Raw genomic sequence first — 19,121 nt, forward strand, 5'->3', positions numbered from 1 at the left:
TGCTCCCTCCAAATCAGTACCAAGTAAAATGCATCTATTGTTGATATTTCCAGAAATTTATTACATCTTTTTAACAAAGCATTTAATATGAGTATTAGTAACACTTATGAACCTAGTATAAGGATTTACATGTATAACCAATGGGTTATAAAAATCCAGCCTTTCCTTTACCTGTGGTTATTACCCTTAACACTCCATGCTTCTTTTATCGAATCAACCCTTGGAACAGCCGTTGTTAATGATGCGACGGCGGCTTATTACAATCCAGCCGCTTTAACACTTTTAAGCAAATTTCAATTGATAGCACTGGGTTCAGCTGCCTCTTTTCATACTCATTTTACGGGCCAGTCAATACAAGCAGCAACAGGATTCACTCAATCTGGTAGCTCGGCCACCCAAACAAATTATTATTTACCTTCTTTTTATTCAGGGTTACCCACTAAAAAGAAGCTGACATTTGGCGTTGCTGTTTTATCGAATTCATTTAACAGGAATATCGAAGAACACTCCATTTTACGCTATGCCCAATCCGGTAATAGGATTCAGGACATCGATGTGGTTCCCGCATTAGGATTGAAGCTCAATGAATTTTTTTCAGTCGGTTTAGGGGTCTCGCTATCCCATGTGAATTTTATTTTAAAGCCCATTTTTGGATTTCCAAGTTTAAACATCCCTGATGCGCAAAATCATAATGAAGCGAATAGTTATGGTTTGGGAGGAGATATTGGTTTTTTACTAAAGCCAAACAAAGCAACCCTGATTGGATTTAATTACCGCAGTTCTGTTACCTATCGCTTCCGCGGCAGAAGTGTCCTTGCAGGCAATCCTGACATTGTTTCTAATGATTATTCGTTTACTTTTTGGACTCCAGCGCGAGGTGTGCTTTCTATCAATCACTTTGTAACACCTTCTCTAGGATTTATCGGTACTGTTCAACGTATTCAATGGAGTATATTCAATGAAATAGATGTTCGTGGCATAGCCGCAAGAGCGGGTGCTACGCCAACTATTTTAAATGCCAAAGTACCTTATCATTTTCGTGATACCTGGCTTTTTACGATTGGTAGCCACTATCGTATAACGCCCAAATGGGTCATCAGAGTTGCGGCGAATTACAATCAAACTCCAGGCAACAGTCATTATCAGATAACCACGGGTAACGGGATTATTGCAGGCGCATCAATGGGTTATGACTTCTCTGAAACAATTACAATTGATGGCAGTTTTGCTCATGCATTTATTCAAAATCAAACGATCAATATTATCACTGGCAGGAATTTCATTCATGGTGAAAATAGAGCGTCTCGCGATGCTTTTTCTTTAAAATTAACATTGAATCAATAATAAAAACGATCCCGCAGGTTCAAATTCGTTTACTTCAATTTAACTGCGGAATCTGGCAAGTGGGTAGACAGAGAGCCAACCAATTTACGGGGCTGGCCTAAGATCATAGGAAATATGATTTGTCATTGGATTTAGGAAATCTGCCAGTAATTTTATAATTACTGCAAGAACCAGGAGACTGGTACCAAAAACAGCAATGGAACGAGTCGATAGTGTTGGCTGCTGAGCATGCATATCACACAAATTATCATAGATACTTGCCATGGTTGCATAAATACCCTTGCATTGAGTAAAAACCTCTACATACTCATCACCATTTATCTCTATCTTATCGACGTGTTCCATCATGTCCTGATAAAGTCCTAATGAGGACCGTTTTCCTGTGGATAAAAAGGGAATCGAAGAGGAAAAATCATATTGTTTTGCCGGTATTTGATAAGCAGTTAAACGATTACTGGGATTAATATATTTCGATTGAACAATGTACCCGCCATGCATAAAACCGGCAACATGCACTAAAAAATGTGCGAGCAGGGTTTTGGGTGTTAATTTTTCTATGTCCCCAAGATATTTTTCAGTTGTTTCTGTTATCTCGTCCCTGGAAATTTCATCAGGATTAACCCCTAATTGTCTTAAATCCTCTTCCATGGCTGGAGTACGCCATAATTGCCCAAGATAAGATAACGCAAAAAATGCACTAATCTCTATTTTGTCTGCGTTTGCCAGTCTCTGTAATTTTGTCTCTATAGCTTTGATAATCAAAAATTGTTGGATCAATCGTGAGGCATATAAATCCTTGGGTATCTTTTTATTTTTAAACAGATACTCCGATTTAAAATGGTGATGCTCAGCCCGCTCATGTTCCGCAGTAAGTTGACCGGGTTTGCCATTTTTATAGGTTGCATTTAATAACGCTTTGCTAAACATTGGGTATAATTCTCGATAAATAATGAAACTAAAATCATATAGTATTGTAGATTGGCTTACTATCCAACCACATAGTTTTCACTGACTATTTCTGTAATCAAACACTTTAAAAAATTTTGTAAAATCAAACAACGTCTTTCCATGATGGGTCAATCTACTATAGAGCGCTTAGGGACTGACTTAATCAGCGTACTCTTAATAGTACATAAAGATGGCTTTTGAAAAAATTATGTAAATTCCAATTAAGCCTGAATCCGATTGAAAAAAACAATGTTATATTGCAAGAATAATGATAGGAACGATAGAGATAGGCATGGGCACTTCAAAAGAAGATTTAGAAAAGCAACTGAAAAAAGAAGAGGATCTTAAGAAATTTATTTTACTTCAAGAAAATGAAAAAAGAGATCAACAGCAGAATGAGGAATATAACCAACTTCTAGCCCAATATGGTCATGAGATAGTTAAAAACCCATCTATCCTCCAACCAGTGAAAGGAAAAGAAGAGGAAGTCGACAAATCCAAACTACCCATGCAGGACGAATTCTATATTCAATCTAAGAAAAAAGGAAACAATAAGGAAGAGAAAAAGGAAGAGGAGCCGATATTTTCCTTAGCAATTTGTCGCGGATCCGTCTGTATTCCTGTTGATATGGATTTCGCTACAGCAGGGGCGTATTGTAAAGCCGCTAATAAGTTATTACTTAGTGACGATCCTAACGATAGGGCTAAGGGAGAGAGAGCATGGGATTTGTTGGCACAGGGCAAGGAAGCCGAGTCAATGAAACTGCTAGGAGTAGGTCCAATACCTACTAAAAAGACAGGGGAGCGGCAAGATGGACCTGAAGAATCAGAAATGGAGTCCACGACCCCGAAACCCAAATTTTAGAGAAAATCCTGATATGGCTTGGCAGCATAATCAAAAATTTATGAAATTCTCAATAGACCTATAAATTAATTTTAAATACTTTCTGATAATCTATGGCTTTGCCATCCAATAGCCGTTCGATATGCGGGCGTATAATGTCTAGCTCCGTTGATTTAAAACGACTATCAGGAAAATAACTACGATTCTCCGCTTGTTTCTTTAATATTGCTTTATCTTGTTTGAGTGCCAGTTTCACAAACGGTAGGAAAAATAACTTCTTAATCCAGCCAGGGAGCCAGTTTTTTCGATAACTGATAAGGAAGAAAACCTGATATTCATCGGTGGAAGTCATCGGGCTTAAGAAAAAGGTAAAGGCAACCGTTAAATGCTGATGGCCGTGGTATTCAAGTTCAGCAATTAAGGGTAAATGAAAACGCCCGATGGAAAATTGGCGATTTTTTTCAAAAAGGGAGCTTATCCAACCGGATTGTTTCGATTCATTGTCATAGCGAATTTCAGCACTCACTTGATTGACATTCAGCGTTGCTGTGACAGGTTGTCTTTGGTCATCATGCCGGAGTAATCCCGCATGGACAAAATGAGTATGCGTCGCATCCAATACGTTTTCCAGAATGTTTAATACATCGCCTTCTAATTTTAATTGAAGCAAATGCAAATGGTATCGTTCTGTTTGTAGCGCAGGAATTTCGTAAAGAGGTAAGGTATCCTCATTTTTTTCCAGGCAAACAAAAACCAAACCTAAATGAATTTGCGTGGGATAAGCGGGTACACGTTTATTGGTGCAGTTTGCTTTAGCCAAACCCGGAACATCGATACAGTCGCCAGAAGTATTAAAACGCCAACCGTGATAGGCACATTGCAGTACTTCACCATTCAATTTGCCGGCGGATAAAGGCGCACCGCGGTGCGGACAAAAATCCTGCAAGGCAACAATTTTTTCCTTCACACGGAAGATAACCAAGGGGATCCCAAGCAATAAAAAGCGCTGTGGACGAGAGGAAATTTTTTTGACAGGCCCAATTGGCAACCATTGGGTTTTTAATTGCGATAAGTTCATAATTTGTACCTTTTCACAATGGGGACAAAGAGCCAATTTAATAGCACCCTTATGGCTTTCCAGGTGAACCGTCTATAAAGTGGTAAATGCTTGATGTAGATCGCTGAATATTCTATGAAGGGTTGACCGCCACGTAATAATTTAAACTCCGAGGCACCAGAGCTTAGATTTAAACAGCATCCCTTTTTCTCACTATAATCGAGTATCAAATAGATCAAAATTCGATACAGTGCGTTTTGATTCGGTAGATGAGTGTTGTATCCAACCAGGGGCGCAGTAATGACTTTTTCGCTTTCAAAAATGCCGATAATCCCTTGCAAAACACCAGCTTGGTCTCTCAAGCCAAACATCGTTAGCAAGTGATTTTTATGCCAATATTCAATCAGCTTCTCACTAAATTGCGGGTTGTGCTGCGAGTATTTCTCCAAATAGAGCTTATTATAAAGATCAACGATAACCGGATAATCATCGCGGTTAATTTGTTCATGGGTAACCAGCCTGTAGTTACCTTTCATCAAAGCACGACGATCATTCTGGGTATTATTTCTTTTTTTAAAATCGCACAATTTGGAGTCAAAAATATACACCTGCCGCGATGCAATCAGCATGAAATCCAATTGAGTTAATTGTTGGATTAGCGCTTCATTGGTATGTTTATTTAATGACCGATACATGATTGCATGTTGTGGATACAAAGACTGAATTTTCTTTCTTTCTTCTTCCGCGCCATCACCGCTCCAATCAGGGTAAGGATTGGTCGATAATAAAAAATTATTAATGCAGAGATTCTTATTAACCTCCCCCAATCTAAGCAAGTTACCCAGTGTTTTCATGAGGAGACTTAAAAACAAGCGTAACGGGTAATTTTTAATTTTGAAAAGCTCATCCTGACCATAGGTCACAAGGGCGTTATAAGGAGAGCAAACGTAGGAGGAACGATATTCTTCTTCATTAACAGTCACTGGAAATACAAAGCCCCCCATTTCTGCTGTCATCATTTTAGTTTCAACATTCAAGATCCATTCGTTACTGGCTGAATGGATGAAGGGCTCACTGTATTTTAAGCTTTTGTCATTAAAGTCCATGGTTGCTAGTTTCCACCATTAAATTCAATGTCATCAGTCGATGCACTATGGAAATTTTTCTTCTCTTTAATCATCCGCAATAAAATATTGCCAAGGGTAATCATGCTTTTTAAGCCAAGCCAAGGATAGGCTCTATCGTTTAAGACATCATGGGCATGTTGATAATCAGCTATAAATCGTTTTGGATCTTTACGCAGATATTTCGAGCCGTGAAGCTTCATCCCAAGCCCCAGCATAAACGGTTGTGCAGGTAACTGGTAAGTTTGTCGTTGTCCGGCCAACATTTCAGCCCAGTTAATTTGTTTGGCAATAAGATGAAAACCGCTCGTGGTTCTTGGATTACATTCTAAAACAAAGGCCTTGTTATCCTCTAAAATAAAATCAAAAGCAATTTGTCCGTTAAATTTATAATTTGCACAAAAGGTCTTAATGAATCGGGTAATGGACTCTATTTCAACCGGTTCAAAATAGATGCCTGCGGCCGGGCCAGCCGTGTACTTGGGATGATAGCAAGACTGTATTAATACCTCTCCTTCTTGGACAATGGCATAAGCACAATATTCCTTACCAGTTAGAAACCGCTGTGCAAGGTAGGGGACATTAAGCGGCAATTCATCGATTGTCTTCCCGGTTGGTTTGATAATCACGTGGGAACCAAAACGGGAAAATACTGGTTTCAGGACAATAGGCTGATCCGGGGGAATTTTTTTCTTATCGTCTGCTGTAGTTAACAGCCAGCTTTCAGGAGCATCTAATCCATATTCATGCACAAGTTGATTAAACTCATATTTGTTATGGAGTGGATTTAAGCGTTCAAAAGGTTCACATAACAATCTGGTGTGTTTGGATAACTCCTCGTGACCTTGGCTAATAAAGAAAATTTCTTCACAAGTCGGGATAAGCAAATCAATTTTATCAGCACGAAGGATACCATTGAGGGCCTTTAGGAAATTGCCTGGATTGCGATTGGGCTTGGGCAAAGTGAAATGCTTCTTGACCCCTTTAACAAAGCGCCCAAGGGGAAAATTCATGCTATCCGCGCTATACACTTCATTCCCTTGACTAATCAGGCTACGTATAATATCCATGCTCGCAGGAGCACGACTGCCAGTTACTAGTACCCTCATTTGTTTTTTCCTGTTAAATCTACACTTGCAACAGTGTCTGCCATAACTCCAAGCCTGGATTGTATACGTCGCTTTTTACTGCCAGCCTTGTGCTTTTCATAATCCTGCCATTGCCACGTTGGTATCAAACAGCTTTTTTGTTTGAATAACTGATTTAAATGATCGATTATTAACGTTCTATTTTCTGGCTCAGGAAATACCTGAATATTAAATTCATCCAGTGTCAGTTGAACAATACGGTAATCCTCAAACTCCACCGGACTGCCAGCCATGTGCTGACGGCAGGTATCTGCAAAAATGGGGATGATTTCAGCCCCTCTCTTACCATACAGGACATCACCCAGACGACCTTCAATAGCAGTTAACTCTGTAAAGACAGCGTCTGTTTTTTTTGTTACAAGAACATCATCCAGACGATAACGAATCACGGGTTGCGTGGTTCTTAGTAAATCCGTCACGATAGGAACAAAACGGGTTTCATCGAGCCATTCTTTTTCAATAATCAAAAACTCTTCATTCATCACTAAGGCATTGGTTGTCTTGTCGCTAATAGCAAGAAATCCCTCTGTGCATTGATAAATTTGGGTCACCGGCTGATTAAAGGCTTTGCTGATAAGGAGTTCATCGCTTTTTTCCAATACCTCAGCAACGGAAATTATTTTTTTCGGTGGCTGGATGGTAAGTCGATGCCTTTGCTTGGCGAGCATCAATAAGACACTGGCAGGTGCCGATAAAATAGTGGGCTGAATAACATTCAGCCTTTTGATATGTTCATCGAAATCGTCAAGTAAATCAAAGAAATAAAATTTGATTTTTTTGCTTTTACTAAGATTTGTATACAATTGATTATTTGCCCGCAAAAAGAAGGCTATTCGTTCTTCAGCCTTTAACCCCTCAGGCAGTGCTTTGGCAAGAATAGTCCCTACCCAGGCATCACGTTCTCTTGGGCTAGTTAAAAATAACCCTCTTGAACCGGAGGTTCCTGAAGACAGACCCACTGCGATATCATTCATGAGTGGTGAAAAATCACGAGTTGTTTCTGCTTTTAGCGCAATAGCGAATGCGTCATCTTTTTTAATTTGCCTGGTATTGATGTCATCAAAGTGTTCCATCATGAGATGTTTATTAATAATTGGCCATTCGTGGAACGGCTTATCCAGATAGTTACGATAAAACGGAGAATTTTTTAATGTGCTTTTAGCGAGTTTATTAAATTGCTTTTTTTGATACTTAATTAATTTTTCACGGGAGTTTAAATAGTTTTTCAAAAAAATAGTTTTGTAATAGTAATAAAGGATACGGATTATCATGACCGTTTTTCTCTAATCCGCTCGCGGGTATGGAGGCAATGTGTAGGGATAATGTCGAGGCCTGGATTTTGTTTATAAAGCAAATGAAGATTGGCTATGGTTTGGATATATTGTTCCTTATTATCGTGAACCAAATAGGTCAGGTTACTGGGATAAATCAGTTTCTCGTAGGCTTCTTGATGCCAGCAACTGTCAGCAATTAAAAAAGTATCTTTTTCAGCTTTAAAATACAGTCCAATCTGGCCTTTGGCATGTCCTGGTAATGGAATAGCAAAAACCTGCTTATCGCCAAATAAATCAAATCCGCTGGTAAAAGGAGAAAGTTCTTCTTCCAGTGTTACTTCCTCTTTACCAAGTACAATCAGGCGTTCATAAAAATTCTTGGGCAACAAGCCGGGTAAAAACCCTTGTAACAAGGCTCTAAACCCTTTTTTAGATTTAACATCATGAATAGCGTCCTGATGGCAAATGAATTTTGCATTAGGAAAATCACGTAAGCCGCCAATATGATCAGCATGGAAATGTGAGATGACAATATAATTAATATCCGTTGGCTGAATGTTAATTGCAAGGAGTTGCTGTTTGAGTGATTGGCTCAGGGTAACGGGTGTTAAATGGCGATACAAAGAATAAGGAAAATACTTGGTAAGATAAAAAAAACGCGCACTATAGCCTGTATCAAATAGAATATAACCCTGCCTTTTGTGCTTTATTAACGCACAGGTCGAGGGGTATTCCCGCTGTTTAAACTGTCCCTTTGTCATGGTCATTCTTTCACAATGACGACAAGAACCCACTTCAAATAAGTTATAGCTAATCATAAGTCTTGATACCATTTAGCAAACATCTCAATACCCTGTTCAATATTGACAAGTGGTTTATAGTCCAAGTCCCGTTTCGCGGCATCAATGTTGAGGGTTTGCCCTAAGGCTAATACACCGGCACTATAACAGGTAAGCGGCGGCTCTTGCTTTAAACGTAATAAGCGATAGAGATTTTCCAAACAATAGGCGATTGCCCTGGCCCGTTGGTAAGGAAGATAGTTCACTTGCAGTGGTTTGTGAAGTGCCGCAAAAACCATTGATAAAATGGTTATCAGGGCTTTTGGTTCGTCATTCGTGATGTTGTATTTTTTGCCTTCCACCTTGTTACTCGCCGTGGCTGCTAACACTAAACTTTCTACAACATTATCCACATAGGTAATATCGATGATGTTTTGGCCGTCGCCAATTACGGGCAACACACCCTTTCTTTCAGATTGTAAAATGCGTGGCACGATAGCCCGATCATAGGGGCCAAAAATTGCGCGGGGTCGAATAGTGACAACCCGCAAATTTTTCTTTTGATAAGCGTCATCAATGAGTTGCTCCGCTAAGAGCTTGGTATGTATGTAGTGATTAGCCGGCTTTCGAGGTAATAACACATCCTCTTTAATGCGGTGCTTTTCCGTAAAATCAAAATAGATGCTTGGCGAAGAGACATGGATCAAACGAGCATGGCTGGGGGTTGCTGCAATGATATTGCGAGTACCAATGACGTTGGTTTGATAAAATTCGTCGTAGGAACCCCAAATGCTGGACCGGGCTGCGCAATGAAAAATAAGATCCGCCTTGGCCGATATTTTTTTAAGCTTTTCTTTTTCGGCTAAATCCACGGCAATAAACCTGGCACCTAGTTGAGAAACAACGTTGCCAAGATGTTCATTGCGGCCTAAAGCAATCACATCGTGCCCGTCGTGAACTAAGCGTTTAGTTAAATTGAGTCCCAGACAACCGGTTGCCCCAGTAACAATAGAAACCATTTTAATATTCCATAATCATGCCGGCTGAAGAAATACCGGCCCCAGTTCCCAGAAAATAGATTAGTTGACCGCGTTGCAATTTTTTACTCTCAATAAGGGAGTAAAGAACGGTAGGGATCGAAGCAGCCATTTGGTTACCATGAGTTGCATAAATATCAACAAATTTTTCGCGAGGAATACGGAGCTTTTTACGTACATGGTGCATTGCCAGCAGGCTTGCCTGATGAGGAACAACCCAATCAATAGCATCGATCGTTAATCCTGCTTTTTTAAATACGATTTCCTTGGTTCTGACCACTAGTCTGCTTGCTAATTTAAATACTTTTTTACCATCCATATCAAATAATGCGTAGCGTTGATGATCAGGATGGGATGGAAGAATCCGGGTGCCGCCTGCTTCCAGGCGGCAGTAGGTCGAACCGATACTATGAGTCTCCATGTGTGTACCAACAATTCTGCTTGTCCCATCACTTTTTTCTATAATACAAGCAGCGGCCCCATCGCCAAAAATGGTACAGGTTTCCATATCCTGCCAATTAAGGCCAAATGATGGAATATCGCTCGATATAATAAGGGCCCGCTTGAAACGCCCACTCTCAATGAAGTAAGCCATTGTCTCTAAGGCGGTTAAAAAACTAAGACAAGTACTGTTGATATCAAAACAGGCAATCCCTGATGTCTCTAGCCCTAACTGTTTCTGAATTAAGACCGAAGTAGATGGAATGGCCTGTTCACCCACACCACAGGCACTAACAATCACATCAATATCCGTTAATTTGAGATTGGCATTTTTTACCGCCTCAAGAGCAGCTTTTGCCCCCATATAGGAGGTTGTTTCGTGAGGTGAAGCAAAATGGCGGGATACAAGGCCAGATTTTTTTTCTACACTACCAGGGGATAAACCGAGTGTTACATCAAGTGCCGATGATAAAACTTTATTCTGAGGTAAATATTTCCCCATACCTATAATCCGAATACAAGGCATAGTTCGTCTTTTTGATCGAAGAGAATAAATTTTAACCAAAAAGAGGGTTATTTTCTACTCCTATCTACGTGACTTCAGATTATCGAAAGCTATCTATATGAATTTTAATAATTTTTATTTCTGGTAAATGCATGAAGTTTGCTTCCTGTGCGACATAATTTGTCAGGGTCATACCACCTAACCGGAGAGCGTTGGTGAGGAAACCTTTGAACAGGGTTAGTCGGCCTATCCTTGCCCTCTTACCCACTCGAAAGCAGATTAAAATTACACAATTTGTACATTATTTACAACTTACAGCGTAAATAACAAGACATTCAACGGTATTGCAATAAAGATAATGCTGGATTAATACTGAAAGATATTTAGTTAATTGCGATAACAAAGTAATATTATCTATGAGCCAAAATTTACTTCTAATCAGCAAGAATAACTAAATAATGAAAAAGGAATGAAACACTTTATGAAAGGAAAATTATTCTTGAAATATATCAATAGATTACTAAATTTATTCCTTTATTTAGTATTTTCAATGAATTGTTTTGCTGCCAATAGTGAAGCACAACTTGTTAAAAAAATTTATGATATCGAGAAAAGATCGAACGCCGTAATCGGGATTACAGCCATTCATATCGAGAAAAATAAGGTCATTGGCCATAATGGAAACAAGCGTTTTTTTATGGCAAGTACCATCAAATTACCTATTGCCTTGGCTTTTTTGCATCTTGTTGATCAAAAAAAGGATTCCTTGAATCGTGTTGTTAACTTGGGCTTGAACAATGTTGTCCCTGGTTCCGGAACGTTGCATTATCTCTGTGAAAGAAAAAAAATCCGTATGTCACTCCAGCAAATACTCAAATATATGATGGCCAATAGTGATAACAGCGCAAGCGACACCCTGCTTCAAACCGTGAATGGACCAGCCTATGTCACCAAGCGTATGCATGCACTGGGGTTCAAAAATATTGTAATAAACCGTTCCATTATTGAAATGATGATGGATACTAATCATGTTCATCCTTCGTTGAAGCAACCCCGTACTGTCTATTCCTGGAAAAAAATATTTAACAGGACACCCCTTAAAGAAAAAATGTTGGCCTGGCAGCGTTTTGAAAAGGATCCCCGGGATACAACAACACCTGCAGAAATGGCAAAGTTGCTGGTAAAAATATATAAAAATGAAGCACTTTCAGAGTCCAGTACTAAAGTACTTATGGATATCATGGAGAAATGCCGAACAGGTAGAAGTAGAATAAGAGGCCTCTTACCTCCTTATGTCAAAGTGGCTCACAAAACGGGAACATGGGCAATCGATGAACCGCAATATATCAGGTATCCTGGCTCCAACAAACTTTTCCGTTTTGTCAGTGATGTTGGAATTATTACCTTGCCTAACAATAAAGGACATATCGCTATCGCCGTTTATGTTAAATCACGGGCAGTCAGTAATTACACCCGTAGTCGAGCTATAGCACTGGCCAGTCGCGCTATATACGATCATTTTATGGCACAAAAATAAGGCTTGTTGACCAGCCGCCTTGCACATCATCGTGCAATCCCGGAATAGTCTCCCCCCCTTTTTCAGGTTAATCTATTTTTGTCAGTCACCGGTCTCTAAAAATTTAGTAAAAAGCCCCAAAAAACCCTAAAAATGGTCGCCATTAAACCTGGATGATCTATTTTTTTGCAATTATTCGTGGTGTTTAACTTGATTAGGAGAAGAAAATGCCACGATTAGCCCAATTAACATTTCAGAGAATCTTAGGTGCGGGGAATTTCGGAGAAGTATCCCTGTATCTGAATGAACAAGATGGCCAACAATATGCGGTAAAAAGATTCATGTCTCGCCGATACAGGGAAAATGAGTTTTACTCTACTGCCGAATCTGAAATGCGGAATTTCAATCATTTCATTCAAAAAATGGGTATTCCTGTCCACGATGCCTTTATTGATAATGACCAATTAATTCTTCCATTTTTTACCGGCAAAAAGCCAAACTGGGAAGAAATACAAACTAGTTTAAAAGAAATGTATGCAAAAGGTTTTGTCATGGGCGATCCGAAACCAGATAATTTTATGCATACTCAATATGGTTTAATGCCGATTGATTTTGGCGGAGTTTTTGATATCGAGGACACGCAATTTCAGAATGATGCGCTAGCACGTAATTTCGTTGTGAATGCGTTATCCCGTTATACAGAAGCCTTTACTGAAAACGATCTTTTCGATGCTTATTGCAGTCTCAGTTGTGCCATGGATTTTGACAGCGAAGAACAGGAGGAGGAAGAAGCGATCGCTTTGGCCAATGAGTTTGATTTGCCTGGGGAGATTAATACACGCCAGGAGACAACCCAGCCTCTGCTGAGTGCTTTTGAACTGCCAGACAATGTGGTTATCCCACAAAAATCTGCCTCGCCTAAAGTATCTGCAAGCATTCTGTCTTTTTGGCATCATGCCAAAGAGCAAGACAAACCAACTCAAAAAGTCAAGAGTGCCTGCTGTACAGTACTCTAAAGAAGACCTTCGGCATTCCGCATTACAGGGGTAATGCGGAAATTTTTTTGAAGCCTGAGCTATTGTCAGAAAAGCAACACCACTGTTACTCCTCTATGACTTAGCGGATGAGGAATCAAGTAGTAGTGAGTGCGGTCTGATATTCATCGACAGGTTCTGCATCTGCGCGATACCCTGTCCTGGTAAAAATAATAAGGTCAGTTGCTTTCTCTAGTGAGTGCTCCATAAACGCATTGACAACCTTGTGCATATCCGTTTGTTCATCAATCTCAGCGCGCGTTAAGCAGGTTAAAAGATAAGAGACTTGCTCTTTTACTGATAAATTAGGAAGTTCATAATAACCTTTCGCCAGAGGCGATAACTGTAAACTAACTTTTTCTCCTGTGACTGTTACTGAGAAAAGAGGCTCAAAAGTCAGTAAAGCGCCGCCAACAGATTCCAACAATACATCAAGTTTATTCCCTTTAAATTGAATCATTCTTCTCATTGTATGACCTCCTCTCTAATGAAACTGTCTATTGTTTAACTTATCCACTAACCGTATTCGCCTCGAATAATTAATCCAAACACTGCGTGTTAGCAAAACTCTCGGCTCCAGAGCGGGTTTTATTCATGCCGCTACTTGAGTAAGCAAAGGTATAATTATCGATATAACATTGTAATGAATTTTTTGCGTAAAATTTCGAAGCTTCATAATCACTAAGCATAGTTGCAGTCTTCTTTGCTTCCGATTTGGTTTTATTCATCCCGTTATAGGCATAGGCAAATTTATAGGCCAGTTTAAAGACTTTAAAGTAGGCTGCAGGACAGGTTTTACTTGTTATCAGACCGGCAAATTTTTCTGCTTCAGAGGAGAGCTCATTTAAACCATCAGAACTATAAGACCATTTATAAACGTCTTGAAATACCTCCGATTTAATACCACAGGTTGTATCATTAGGTAGACTGATCACTGCTTCAATTTGATTCGCCAAGTCATCGGTCATTTTTCGTTGTTCAGGGCTTAATGAATATTCAATGTAGTACATTTTTTCGGCCAGTCTGTATAGCTTTTCATATAAACTGGAACTGCTTGTTGATGCCATGGCTGTTACAGATAGAGTACTTAATGTTATAAATACTAATTTGTTTATCAATTTCATTGCTATCCTATGTTTTGCACTGAGTGGGCTACACTTTAAATTAACTTTTAATAAAGGGCGTACTGGCGAATTAGATAATTGCACAAAACGCTATAATTTTGAAATAAATTAAGAATTCGCCGAAAAAGCGGTGTCCTGAATAAAAGGGAGCGAACACGTATTGGTAATACTTGAATTTATTGAATTGTGTTTGTCTATACTTTAACTATTGCTTTGTAGAGAGTGGAGTGCGATGGGCGGTCAGTTGCATTTAAATAATGGCCATCCCCAAAACAGGGAAAACACTTGTGTTTCAGGTTACACAAAGGGGAATGAAAATTATGCCTTGAGTAATTTCGAGGATAATGATCGTAACGGGTATGACTTTCATGATCCTGATATTGGGCGAGTCCATTTCCGTACGTCTGAACATTACCTGCATTTCCAAAAACTGACCCCTGCCGCCAAGCAAGAGTACCGTCAAACCTGGGAGAATACGGATAGTCCCGGCGATATTTTAGATTTGAATAAAAAGATTCCAGCTGAAAAATTGCGCTATCAATTTCCTTCCGGACAAGCTTCCCCTGAATGGGATAGAGATAAAGTGGCTATCCAAATGCAAATCAATGCAACAAAATATGCACAATCTTCGGCATTTAGGAGCTCTATCCATAAAGCCATTGAAATAGGCAAAGGATTTAACGATGGGCAAGGGGCTGCTGTTATCATTGAAGATACAAGTACGGCTAGACGAGTTGAAAAAAACTGGGGGACAGGTCCTGATGGGAGTGGGACAAATATTTTAGGAAATACGCAGACCGCCTTTGCAAACATGGTTGCAAGTGGCCAGGTGAATGTTGCCGACAGGACACCTTCATTACAATCGATAAAAAGTAATCCTTCTGCAAAAACCAGTTATGACAATGCAACGCACCAATTCAAATCTGGTTTTCAACAAACACTGATACAGACTCGCAAACAAGCAGCCGCCCAGCGTGGCCTAAGCCCGGACAATCTTACCGTTGACACATCACAGTTGGGCGGAGGTTTGGTCGTTCCCGCAACAATAAATGGACATGCCAGCCAAACACCAACAAACGATGATGCCCGATTGACACAGCTAAATCGAAAAATGCATTCTGCTCATCCAACGATTGACCCGGGAGTACCATTACATGCATCAGCCATGACTTTTTCCCCAATTCCGGTTTCGATTGAGAATGCCGGCTGGAATGGGCTTAAGGATACGTTACATCAACAAAAAATTCCTATGGTATCAAGTGGAAAAACGATTTTTGATCATCATCTTGCCTCCTCTACGAGTGACAAAACGAAAGTTGAGGCCACCCATTTATTGACAAGCTATGCCATAAAAAGTGTCATGGGAAATTTAAATACAGAAAGCCAAATGACCATCGTTGATAATATTGGAAAATCGACCTCCACAGTAAAACACGACCCCCAAGCCATTAAAATAAGATTCAATAGTACGGAAGAGGCACAGGCGTTTGCGAAGAAATTATCAGAGCAAGGCATTCATAGCCACACCTTCCCTGGTCAAATGAAAACCCCTCAGGGTAAAGATAAAAATTGCATTTTTCTAACCCAACGTGATTTAGAAAAAATAACAGAAAACTCCAAACTAGCGTCTAAAGAGTCAGTCGCGCATGGTTATCATGCGATTGTAACCGATTACAAGCAAAAAGATTTAGAGGCTTCTCAAGACAAGCAGTTAGGAGGACGTGTACCCTGACGTCTAATAAATGCCCCTAACGAAAAGTCTGCCGAGTTGGACTACCCATTATAACTAGTCCTGATGTAGGATACTATTAACCCTATTAACTCTATTGTTTTTTATAAGAAACGTCGACAATTCAGGGCTGTCGCAAATGGAGGTGCTCTATGAGCTGTTCGAATAAAACCTTGTTTCAGGTAGGAGTGCTTTGTGGCTTTCTTGATAAAGTCTATGAAGGGGATCACAGCCTTGCCCAAATCATGGAAAAAGGAACTATGGGTATAGGGACCTTTGACGCTGTCCATGGGGAATTAATTGGATCGGACGGTCAATTTTATCGGATCATTGAAGATGGCATCGCTCGGCCTATCGATCCACAAGAAAAATCACCCTTTGCCTGGGTGGTGGACTTTGAAGAAACACACCAATTTTCCTTAGAAGATATTACAAGCTTCGAGCATTTTTCAGCAGAATTTGACAAACAGGCCCCCTCACTCAATTACATTTATGCTTATCGTTTTGAATGCCTAATGGACAAAATGGAGTGTCGGACAGAGTCTTGTCAACCAAAGCCTTTCAGGCCTCTTACAGAAACGATGCCCGGGGTACAAGTCAATTTTTCTTATAGAAATGTAAAGGGGTTGATCTGCGGTTTTTTCTTTCCTTCCTATATGGCAACAATGAATATTCCAGGACACCATATGCATTTTTTAGATCGGACTAACAGGAGAGGCGGTCATGTTTTTGATTTTTCATTTAAGAAAGCAATGATTAGCGTTTGCTGCATTAAAAATTTTGAAATTGCGTTAATTGAGTCAGACGCATTTAAAAATTTTAATAGCCAGGCTCAAAATTTGGAACGGGCAACCCATTTGATTGAGAAGCAAAGAAAGTAATACCAGGCTGCAATAAATTATTAAGTTCGCCTAATATTTTTACGTTTTATCAGTTAAAGTATTAAAAAATTATTTAAAGTCCATGTTATGCCCAAGACAGAAAAAATAAAAAAAGAAATTCTTTCATCAAGTCGGCAAAAAGATAAAGAACGGGTCGCACGGAAGTGGGCTAATACGTTCTTCTTTAATAATGATGCCGCTGCCGCTGCAGCGCGCCTTTTAATGAGCTGTGTTGCCCAAGGTGAACTTCTGGTAAGAGACTTTTCCACCACGGTGTTACAAAAACCCCATGCCTCTTTTTCGATTGCAGATTATCTTTCCCATGGTAGTCGGATTGTCATTGATTACCATGAATTAAGCCCAGGGCAGCGCGATGAACTGTTAGCCCTTATTCCCGATACCCTAAATCCTGATTGTGTTGCACGCTCTGCGACTCATGATGCATCCAGGAATGGCGATGGCCTGATCATAGAAGGTAAAGGATTCCTTCTAGGGATGAAAGGGCAACTTCCCTCCGTATTAAAAAGCTATTGTGATTTTGGAATCAATATCGCCATGGGAGGGAATGGCCAAACCAACGAAGTAGGCAAGACCATCAGGAGTAATGGTTACAGCGGCCATTTTTATATCCATCGCAATGATGCACAACAGTTACTAATGATGGGACTTGAACAAACAGCCCCTGTCGCGTCTTTTTGGGAGTTATTTCATAAAAAAAAGCAGGACGCTGAAGACGAGCAATGGGGAACGGACCAGTATGGACAGGGGCATTCCCTAACCGGTGCATCGGATACCTATACTGCGGCCGGTTCTTTGTATTTTAGCGATCCGGTTCTGCAAGTTAAGTGCCTGGTAGAAGACAACTGTTTTCCACCGGACAAATATGGCGCCATGCATGTGAAATTAACCGATGAGAATTGGTTAGAGATTAAAAAAATGTTGGAAGAAATGAACAACGCCGATCAGGATTGTTTATTCAATATTTTGATGGAATCACCTGTTTCAGCAACGAAAGTTCCCAGAAAATACACCAATTATCTTACAGTTGATTTTCGCCGTTATTTCCAATCTTTTTCTGACCTTTTTCTCGATTCAATGCAGAAAAATTTGGTAAAAGACCTACAAAATAAATTGTTAAAACTAATCAGGGAGTTTCAAGAAGGCATTGCCAATTATCAAGAGTTAGAAAGTTGCATCCAAACATTGCTCGAGCTTCCACTTCCTGAGCCATACAAAAAGGCAATTTCAGATTTTAAGGAATTGTTAGCAAAACAGCTTGATGAAAATAAAGGATTAGAGAAAAATTGCCAGCAATTTTTTCTGGACAAAGAATTTGAAGAACTGCAGGAAGAACAAGTCTGTACTTTGCAGAAATTGAGTCTGGTTGAAAATTTTTTTATTACTTATGCTGAGCTCTTCAAAAAAGAAAATGAACAGGATTTATCGAATTTTATCGAGAGCTTACAACATTGTGGGAACTCATTAAGATCAATGACCGAGCCGTCGCCTGAGGATATGAGCAAAAGTTGGCAGGTATTACCCGCCATCACAGCAGAGAGAATAATGCAGTTTAGATTGTGCCTGCTGGAGGCGACTAATTTGCTCGCCAAAATTCCTCAACTTTATTTAAGAAGTGAGTGGGAGGCTCTGAGAGCTTTAGTTTCAAAAGATAAGGCCGAAGATTTAAAGCTAATAGAAGAGTTGAGAGACAAAAACAAGGAATTACAATCCAAGTTAGAGCGCGCCAATCAAATAGAAGATAATTTATTACAGCGTGTCCAGCAAATTGCAACAGTAGTGGAACTATTTGGACGAATAGAAGGCGAAGTAAAAACCCTTAAGGGCGATGCACGGCAAGAAGGTGATGATTTGGTTAAAACATTAAGGGGAAATATAAATAATTATTTAACCAATATGGATTATAAGCTTAAAAATTTTCAACATGATTGCTGTGGAACGCTTGCAAAACCAAGGGAAAATCTTTATCAAAGAAGCAGTCTCCTGCGTCTTCTTGTTCAGGAAGCTTTCACTGCAGTATCCCTGCTATTTGTTGGATATGCGGCTGGAGTAGTTCACAATTACACTCGCTATGGTCAACTTACCTTCTGGAATTATAATAGTCGCGTGGAAACATTGAAAAAAGAATTGGAAATTTTAGTCCAGCCTCCAATAAGTTGCCCCGTATAAAATCAAAACAATAGCACAAACGATTAAATATCATCTGTGCGTCGTTAAGCCCTTCTATTTGTGCCAGGTTCTATCCAAGCAATACCCAGACTTATTGGTAGATCTATTGAAGACCAGGAGTGAAACGGAATCGCCTTAGTGGAGCGAAA

Annotated in this window: 17 protein-coding genes; 7 read left to right on the forward strand and 10 right to left on the reverse strand. The window is 39.7% G+C overall.

Going from position 1 to position 19,121, the window contains the following annotated elements; translation table 11 throughout:
• Positions 1-129 precede the first annotated feature (129 nt).
• Complete coding sequence (locus tag Lfee_RS07925) at positions 130-1,344, forward strand: OmpP1/FadL family transporter (RefSeq protein ID WP_058445584.1); 1,215 nt, start codon at positions 130-132, stop codon at positions 1,342-1,344.
• An 84-nt stretch (positions 1,345-1,428) separates the two neighbouring features.
• Here Lfee_RS07925 and Lfee_RS07930 read toward each other — a convergent pair whose 3' ends face one another.
• Positions 1,429-2,271, reverse strand: coding sequence for a biliverdin-producing heme oxygenase (locus tag Lfee_RS07930; RefSeq protein ID WP_058445586.1), 843 nt, complete (start codon positions 2,269-2,271; stop codon positions 1,429-1,431).
• A 313-nt stretch (positions 2,272-2,584) separates the two neighbouring features.
• On the opposite strand from Lfee_RS07930, the gene Lfee_RS07935 reads away from it, so the two are divergent.
• Positions 2,585-3,157, forward strand: a complete 573-nt coding sequence (locus tag Lfee_RS07935) for a hypothetical protein (protein WP_058445588.1) — start codon at positions 2,585-2,587, stop codon at positions 3,155-3,157.
• Positions 3,158-3,215: 58 nt separating this feature from the next.
• Here Lfee_RS07935 and Lfee_RS07940 read toward each other — a convergent pair whose 3' ends face one another.
• From Lfee_RS07940 to Lfee_RS07970, 7 genes are read right to left on the reverse strand one after another with little or no spacing between them, the layout of a single operon-like run.
• Entirely contained in the window at positions 3,216-4,214 is a 999-nt protein-coding gene (locus Lfee_RS07940) for an aromatic ring-hydroxylating oxygenase subunit alpha (protein ID WP_058445590.1), read from the reverse strand.
• Positions 4,211-5,299, reverse strand: coding sequence for a hypothetical protein (locus Lfee_RS07945; protein ID WP_058445592.1), 1,089 nt, complete (start codon positions 5,297-5,299; stop codon positions 4,211-4,213). The genes Lfee_RS07940 and Lfee_RS07945 overlap by 4 nt, the downstream gene beginning before the upstream one ends.
• Positions 5,300-5,304: 5 nt before the next feature.
• Positions 5,305-6,426 (reverse strand): ATP-grasp domain-containing protein, encoded by a 1,122-nt coding sequence (locus Lfee_RS07950; protein WP_058445594.1) that lies wholly within the window; start codon positions 6,424-6,426, stop codon positions 5,305-5,307.
• The gene (locus Lfee_RS07955; protein ID WP_058445595.1) at positions 6,423-7,736 is read right to left on the reverse strand and encodes a F390 synthetase-related protein; all 1,314 of its coding nucleotides are present in this window, start codon (positions 7,734-7,736) and stop codon (positions 6,423-6,425) included. Before Lfee_RS07955 ends, Lfee_RS07950 begins: the two co-directional genes overlap by 4 nt.
• On the reverse strand, positions 7,733-8,557 hold the full coding sequence (locus Lfee_RS07960) for an MBL fold metallo-hydrolase (RefSeq protein ID WP_112854683.1): 825 nt from the start codon (positions 8,555-8,557) through the stop codon (positions 7,733-7,735). Before Lfee_RS07960 ends, Lfee_RS07955 begins: the two co-directional genes overlap by 4 nt.
• The gene (locus Lfee_RS07965) at positions 8,554-9,537 is read right to left on the reverse strand and encodes an NAD-dependent epimerase/dehydratase family protein (RefSeq protein WP_058445599.1); all 984 of its coding nucleotides are present in this window, start codon (positions 9,535-9,537) and stop codon (positions 8,554-8,556) included. The genes Lfee_RS07960 and Lfee_RS07965 overlap by 4 nt, the downstream gene beginning before the upstream one ends.
• Position 9,538: 1 nt before the next feature.
• Positions 9,539-10,522, reverse strand: a complete 984-nt coding sequence (locus Lfee_RS07970; protein ID WP_058445600.1) for a beta-ketoacyl-ACP synthase III — start codon at positions 10,520-10,522, stop codon at positions 9,539-9,541.
• Between the two features lie 460 nt (positions 10,523-10,982).
• On the opposite strand from Lfee_RS07970, the gene bla reads away from it, so the two are divergent.
• On the forward strand, positions 10,983-12,038 hold the full coding sequence (gene bla / locus Lfee_RS07975) for a class A beta-lactamase (RefSeq protein WP_058445601.1): 1,056 nt from the start codon (positions 10,983-10,985) through the stop codon (positions 12,036-12,038).
• Between the two features lie 206 nt (positions 12,039-12,244).
• The gene (locus tag Lfee_RS07980; protein WP_058445602.1) at positions 12,245-13,033 is read left to right on the forward strand and encodes a protein kinase family protein; all 789 of its coding nucleotides are present in this window, start codon (positions 12,245-12,247) and stop codon (positions 13,031-13,033) included.
• Between the two features lie 115 nt (positions 13,034-13,148).
• On the opposite strand, the gene Lfee_RS07985 is transcribed toward Lfee_RS07980, so the two are convergent.
• Positions 13,149-13,520 carry a hypothetical protein gene (locus tag Lfee_RS07985; RefSeq protein WP_131753139.1) on the reverse strand — a complete coding sequence of 124 codons (372 nt, stop codon included), beginning with the start codon at positions 13,518-13,520 and terminating at the stop codon, positions 13,149-13,151.
• A 70-nt stretch (positions 13,521-13,590) separates the two neighbouring features.
• Positions 13,591-14,175, reverse strand: a complete 585-nt coding sequence (locus Lfee_RS07990) for a hypothetical protein (RefSeq protein ID WP_058445605.1) — start codon at positions 14,173-14,175, stop codon at positions 13,591-13,593.
• Positions 14,176-14,407: 232 nt separating this feature from the next.
• Between Lfee_RS07990 and Lfee_RS07995 the strand changes: the two genes are divergently transcribed.
• From Lfee_RS07995 to Lfee_RS08005, 3 genes are all read left to right on the forward strand, one after another.
• Positions 14,408-15,907, forward strand: coding sequence for an NADAR family protein (locus tag Lfee_RS07995; RefSeq protein ID WP_058445607.1), 1,500 nt, complete (start codon positions 14,408-14,410; stop codon positions 15,905-15,907).
• A gap of 149 nt (positions 15,908-16,056) precedes the next feature.
• Complete coding sequence (locus Lfee_RS08000; protein WP_058445609.1) at positions 16,057-16,785, forward strand: acetolactate decarboxylase; 729 nt, start codon at positions 16,057-16,059, stop codon at positions 16,783-16,785.
• A gap of 87 nt (positions 16,786-16,872) precedes the next feature.
• Entirely contained in the window at positions 16,873-18,972 is a 2,100-nt protein-coding gene (locus tag Lfee_RS08005; protein ID WP_058445611.1) for a hypothetical protein, read from the forward strand.
• Positions 18,973-19,121 lie beyond the last annotated feature (149 nt).

Origin of the sequence: Legionella feeleii (genome assembly GCF_001467625.1) — a bacterium.
GTDB lineage: Bacteria > Pseudomonadota > Gammaproteobacteria > Legionellales > Legionellaceae > Tatlockia > Tatlockia feeleii.

Coding starts and splice junctions, on each gene's coding strand:
- Lfee_RS08000 (WP_058445609.1), top strand. CDS start 16,057: ATGAGCTGTTCGAATAAAACCTTGTTTCAGGTAGGAGTGCTTTGTGGC.
- Lfee_RS07955 (WP_058445595.1), bottom strand. CDS start 7,736: ATGATAATCCGTATCCTTTATTACTATTACAAAACTATTTTTTTGAAA.
- Lfee_RS07995 (WP_058445607.1), top strand. CDS start 14,408: ATGGGCGGTCAGTTGCATTTAAATAATGGCCATCCCCAAAACAGGGAA.
- bla (WP_058445601.1), top strand. CDS start 10,983: ATGAAAGGAAAATTATTCTTGAAATATATCAATAGATTACTAAATTTA.
- Lfee_RS07930 (WP_058445586.1), bottom strand. CDS start 2,271: ATGTTTAGCAAAGCGTTATTAAATGCAACCTATAAAAATGGCAAACCC.
- Lfee_RS07965 (WP_058445599.1), bottom strand. CDS start 9,537: ATGGTTTCTATTGTTACTGGGGCAACCGGTTGTCTGGGACTCAATTTA.
- Lfee_RS07970 (WP_058445600.1), bottom strand. CDS start 10,522: ATGCCTTGTATTCGGATTATAGGTATGGGGAAATATTTACCTCAGAAT.
- Lfee_RS07950 (WP_058445594.1), bottom strand. CDS start 6,426: ATGAGGGTACTAGTAACTGGCAGTCGTGCTCCTGCGAGCATGGATATT.
- Lfee_RS07990 (WP_058445605.1), bottom strand. CDS start 14,175: ATGAAATTGATAAACAAATTAGTATTTATAACATTAAGTACTCTATCT.
- Lfee_RS07960 (WP_112854683.1), bottom strand. CDS start 8,557: ATGATTAGCTATAACTTATTTGAAGTGGGTTCTTGTCGTCATTGTGAA.
- Lfee_RS07925 (WP_058445584.1), top strand. CDS start 130: ATGTATAACCAATGGGTTATAAAAATCCAGCCTTTCCTTTACCTGTGG.
- Lfee_RS07935 (WP_058445588.1), top strand. CDS start 2,585: ATGGGCACTTCAAAAGAAGATTTAGAAAAGCAACTGAAAAAAGAAGAG.
- Lfee_RS07985 (WP_131753139.1), bottom strand. CDS start 13,520: ATGAGAAGAATGATTCAATTTAAAGGGAATAAACTTGATGTATTGTTG.
- Lfee_RS07980 (WP_058445602.1), top strand. CDS start 12,245: ATGCCACGATTAGCCCAATTAACATTTCAGAGAATCTTAGGTGCGGGG.
- Lfee_RS08005 (WP_058445611.1), top strand. CDS start 16,873: ATGCCCAAGACAGAAAAAATAAAAAAAGAAATTCTTTCATCAAGTCGG.
- Lfee_RS07940 (WP_058445590.1), bottom strand. CDS start 4,214: ATGAACTTATCGCAATTAAAAACCCAATGGTTGCCAATTGGGCCTGTC.
- Lfee_RS07945 (WP_058445592.1), bottom strand. CDS start 5,299: ATGGACTTTAATGACAAAAGCTTAAAATACAGTGAGCCCTTCATCCAT.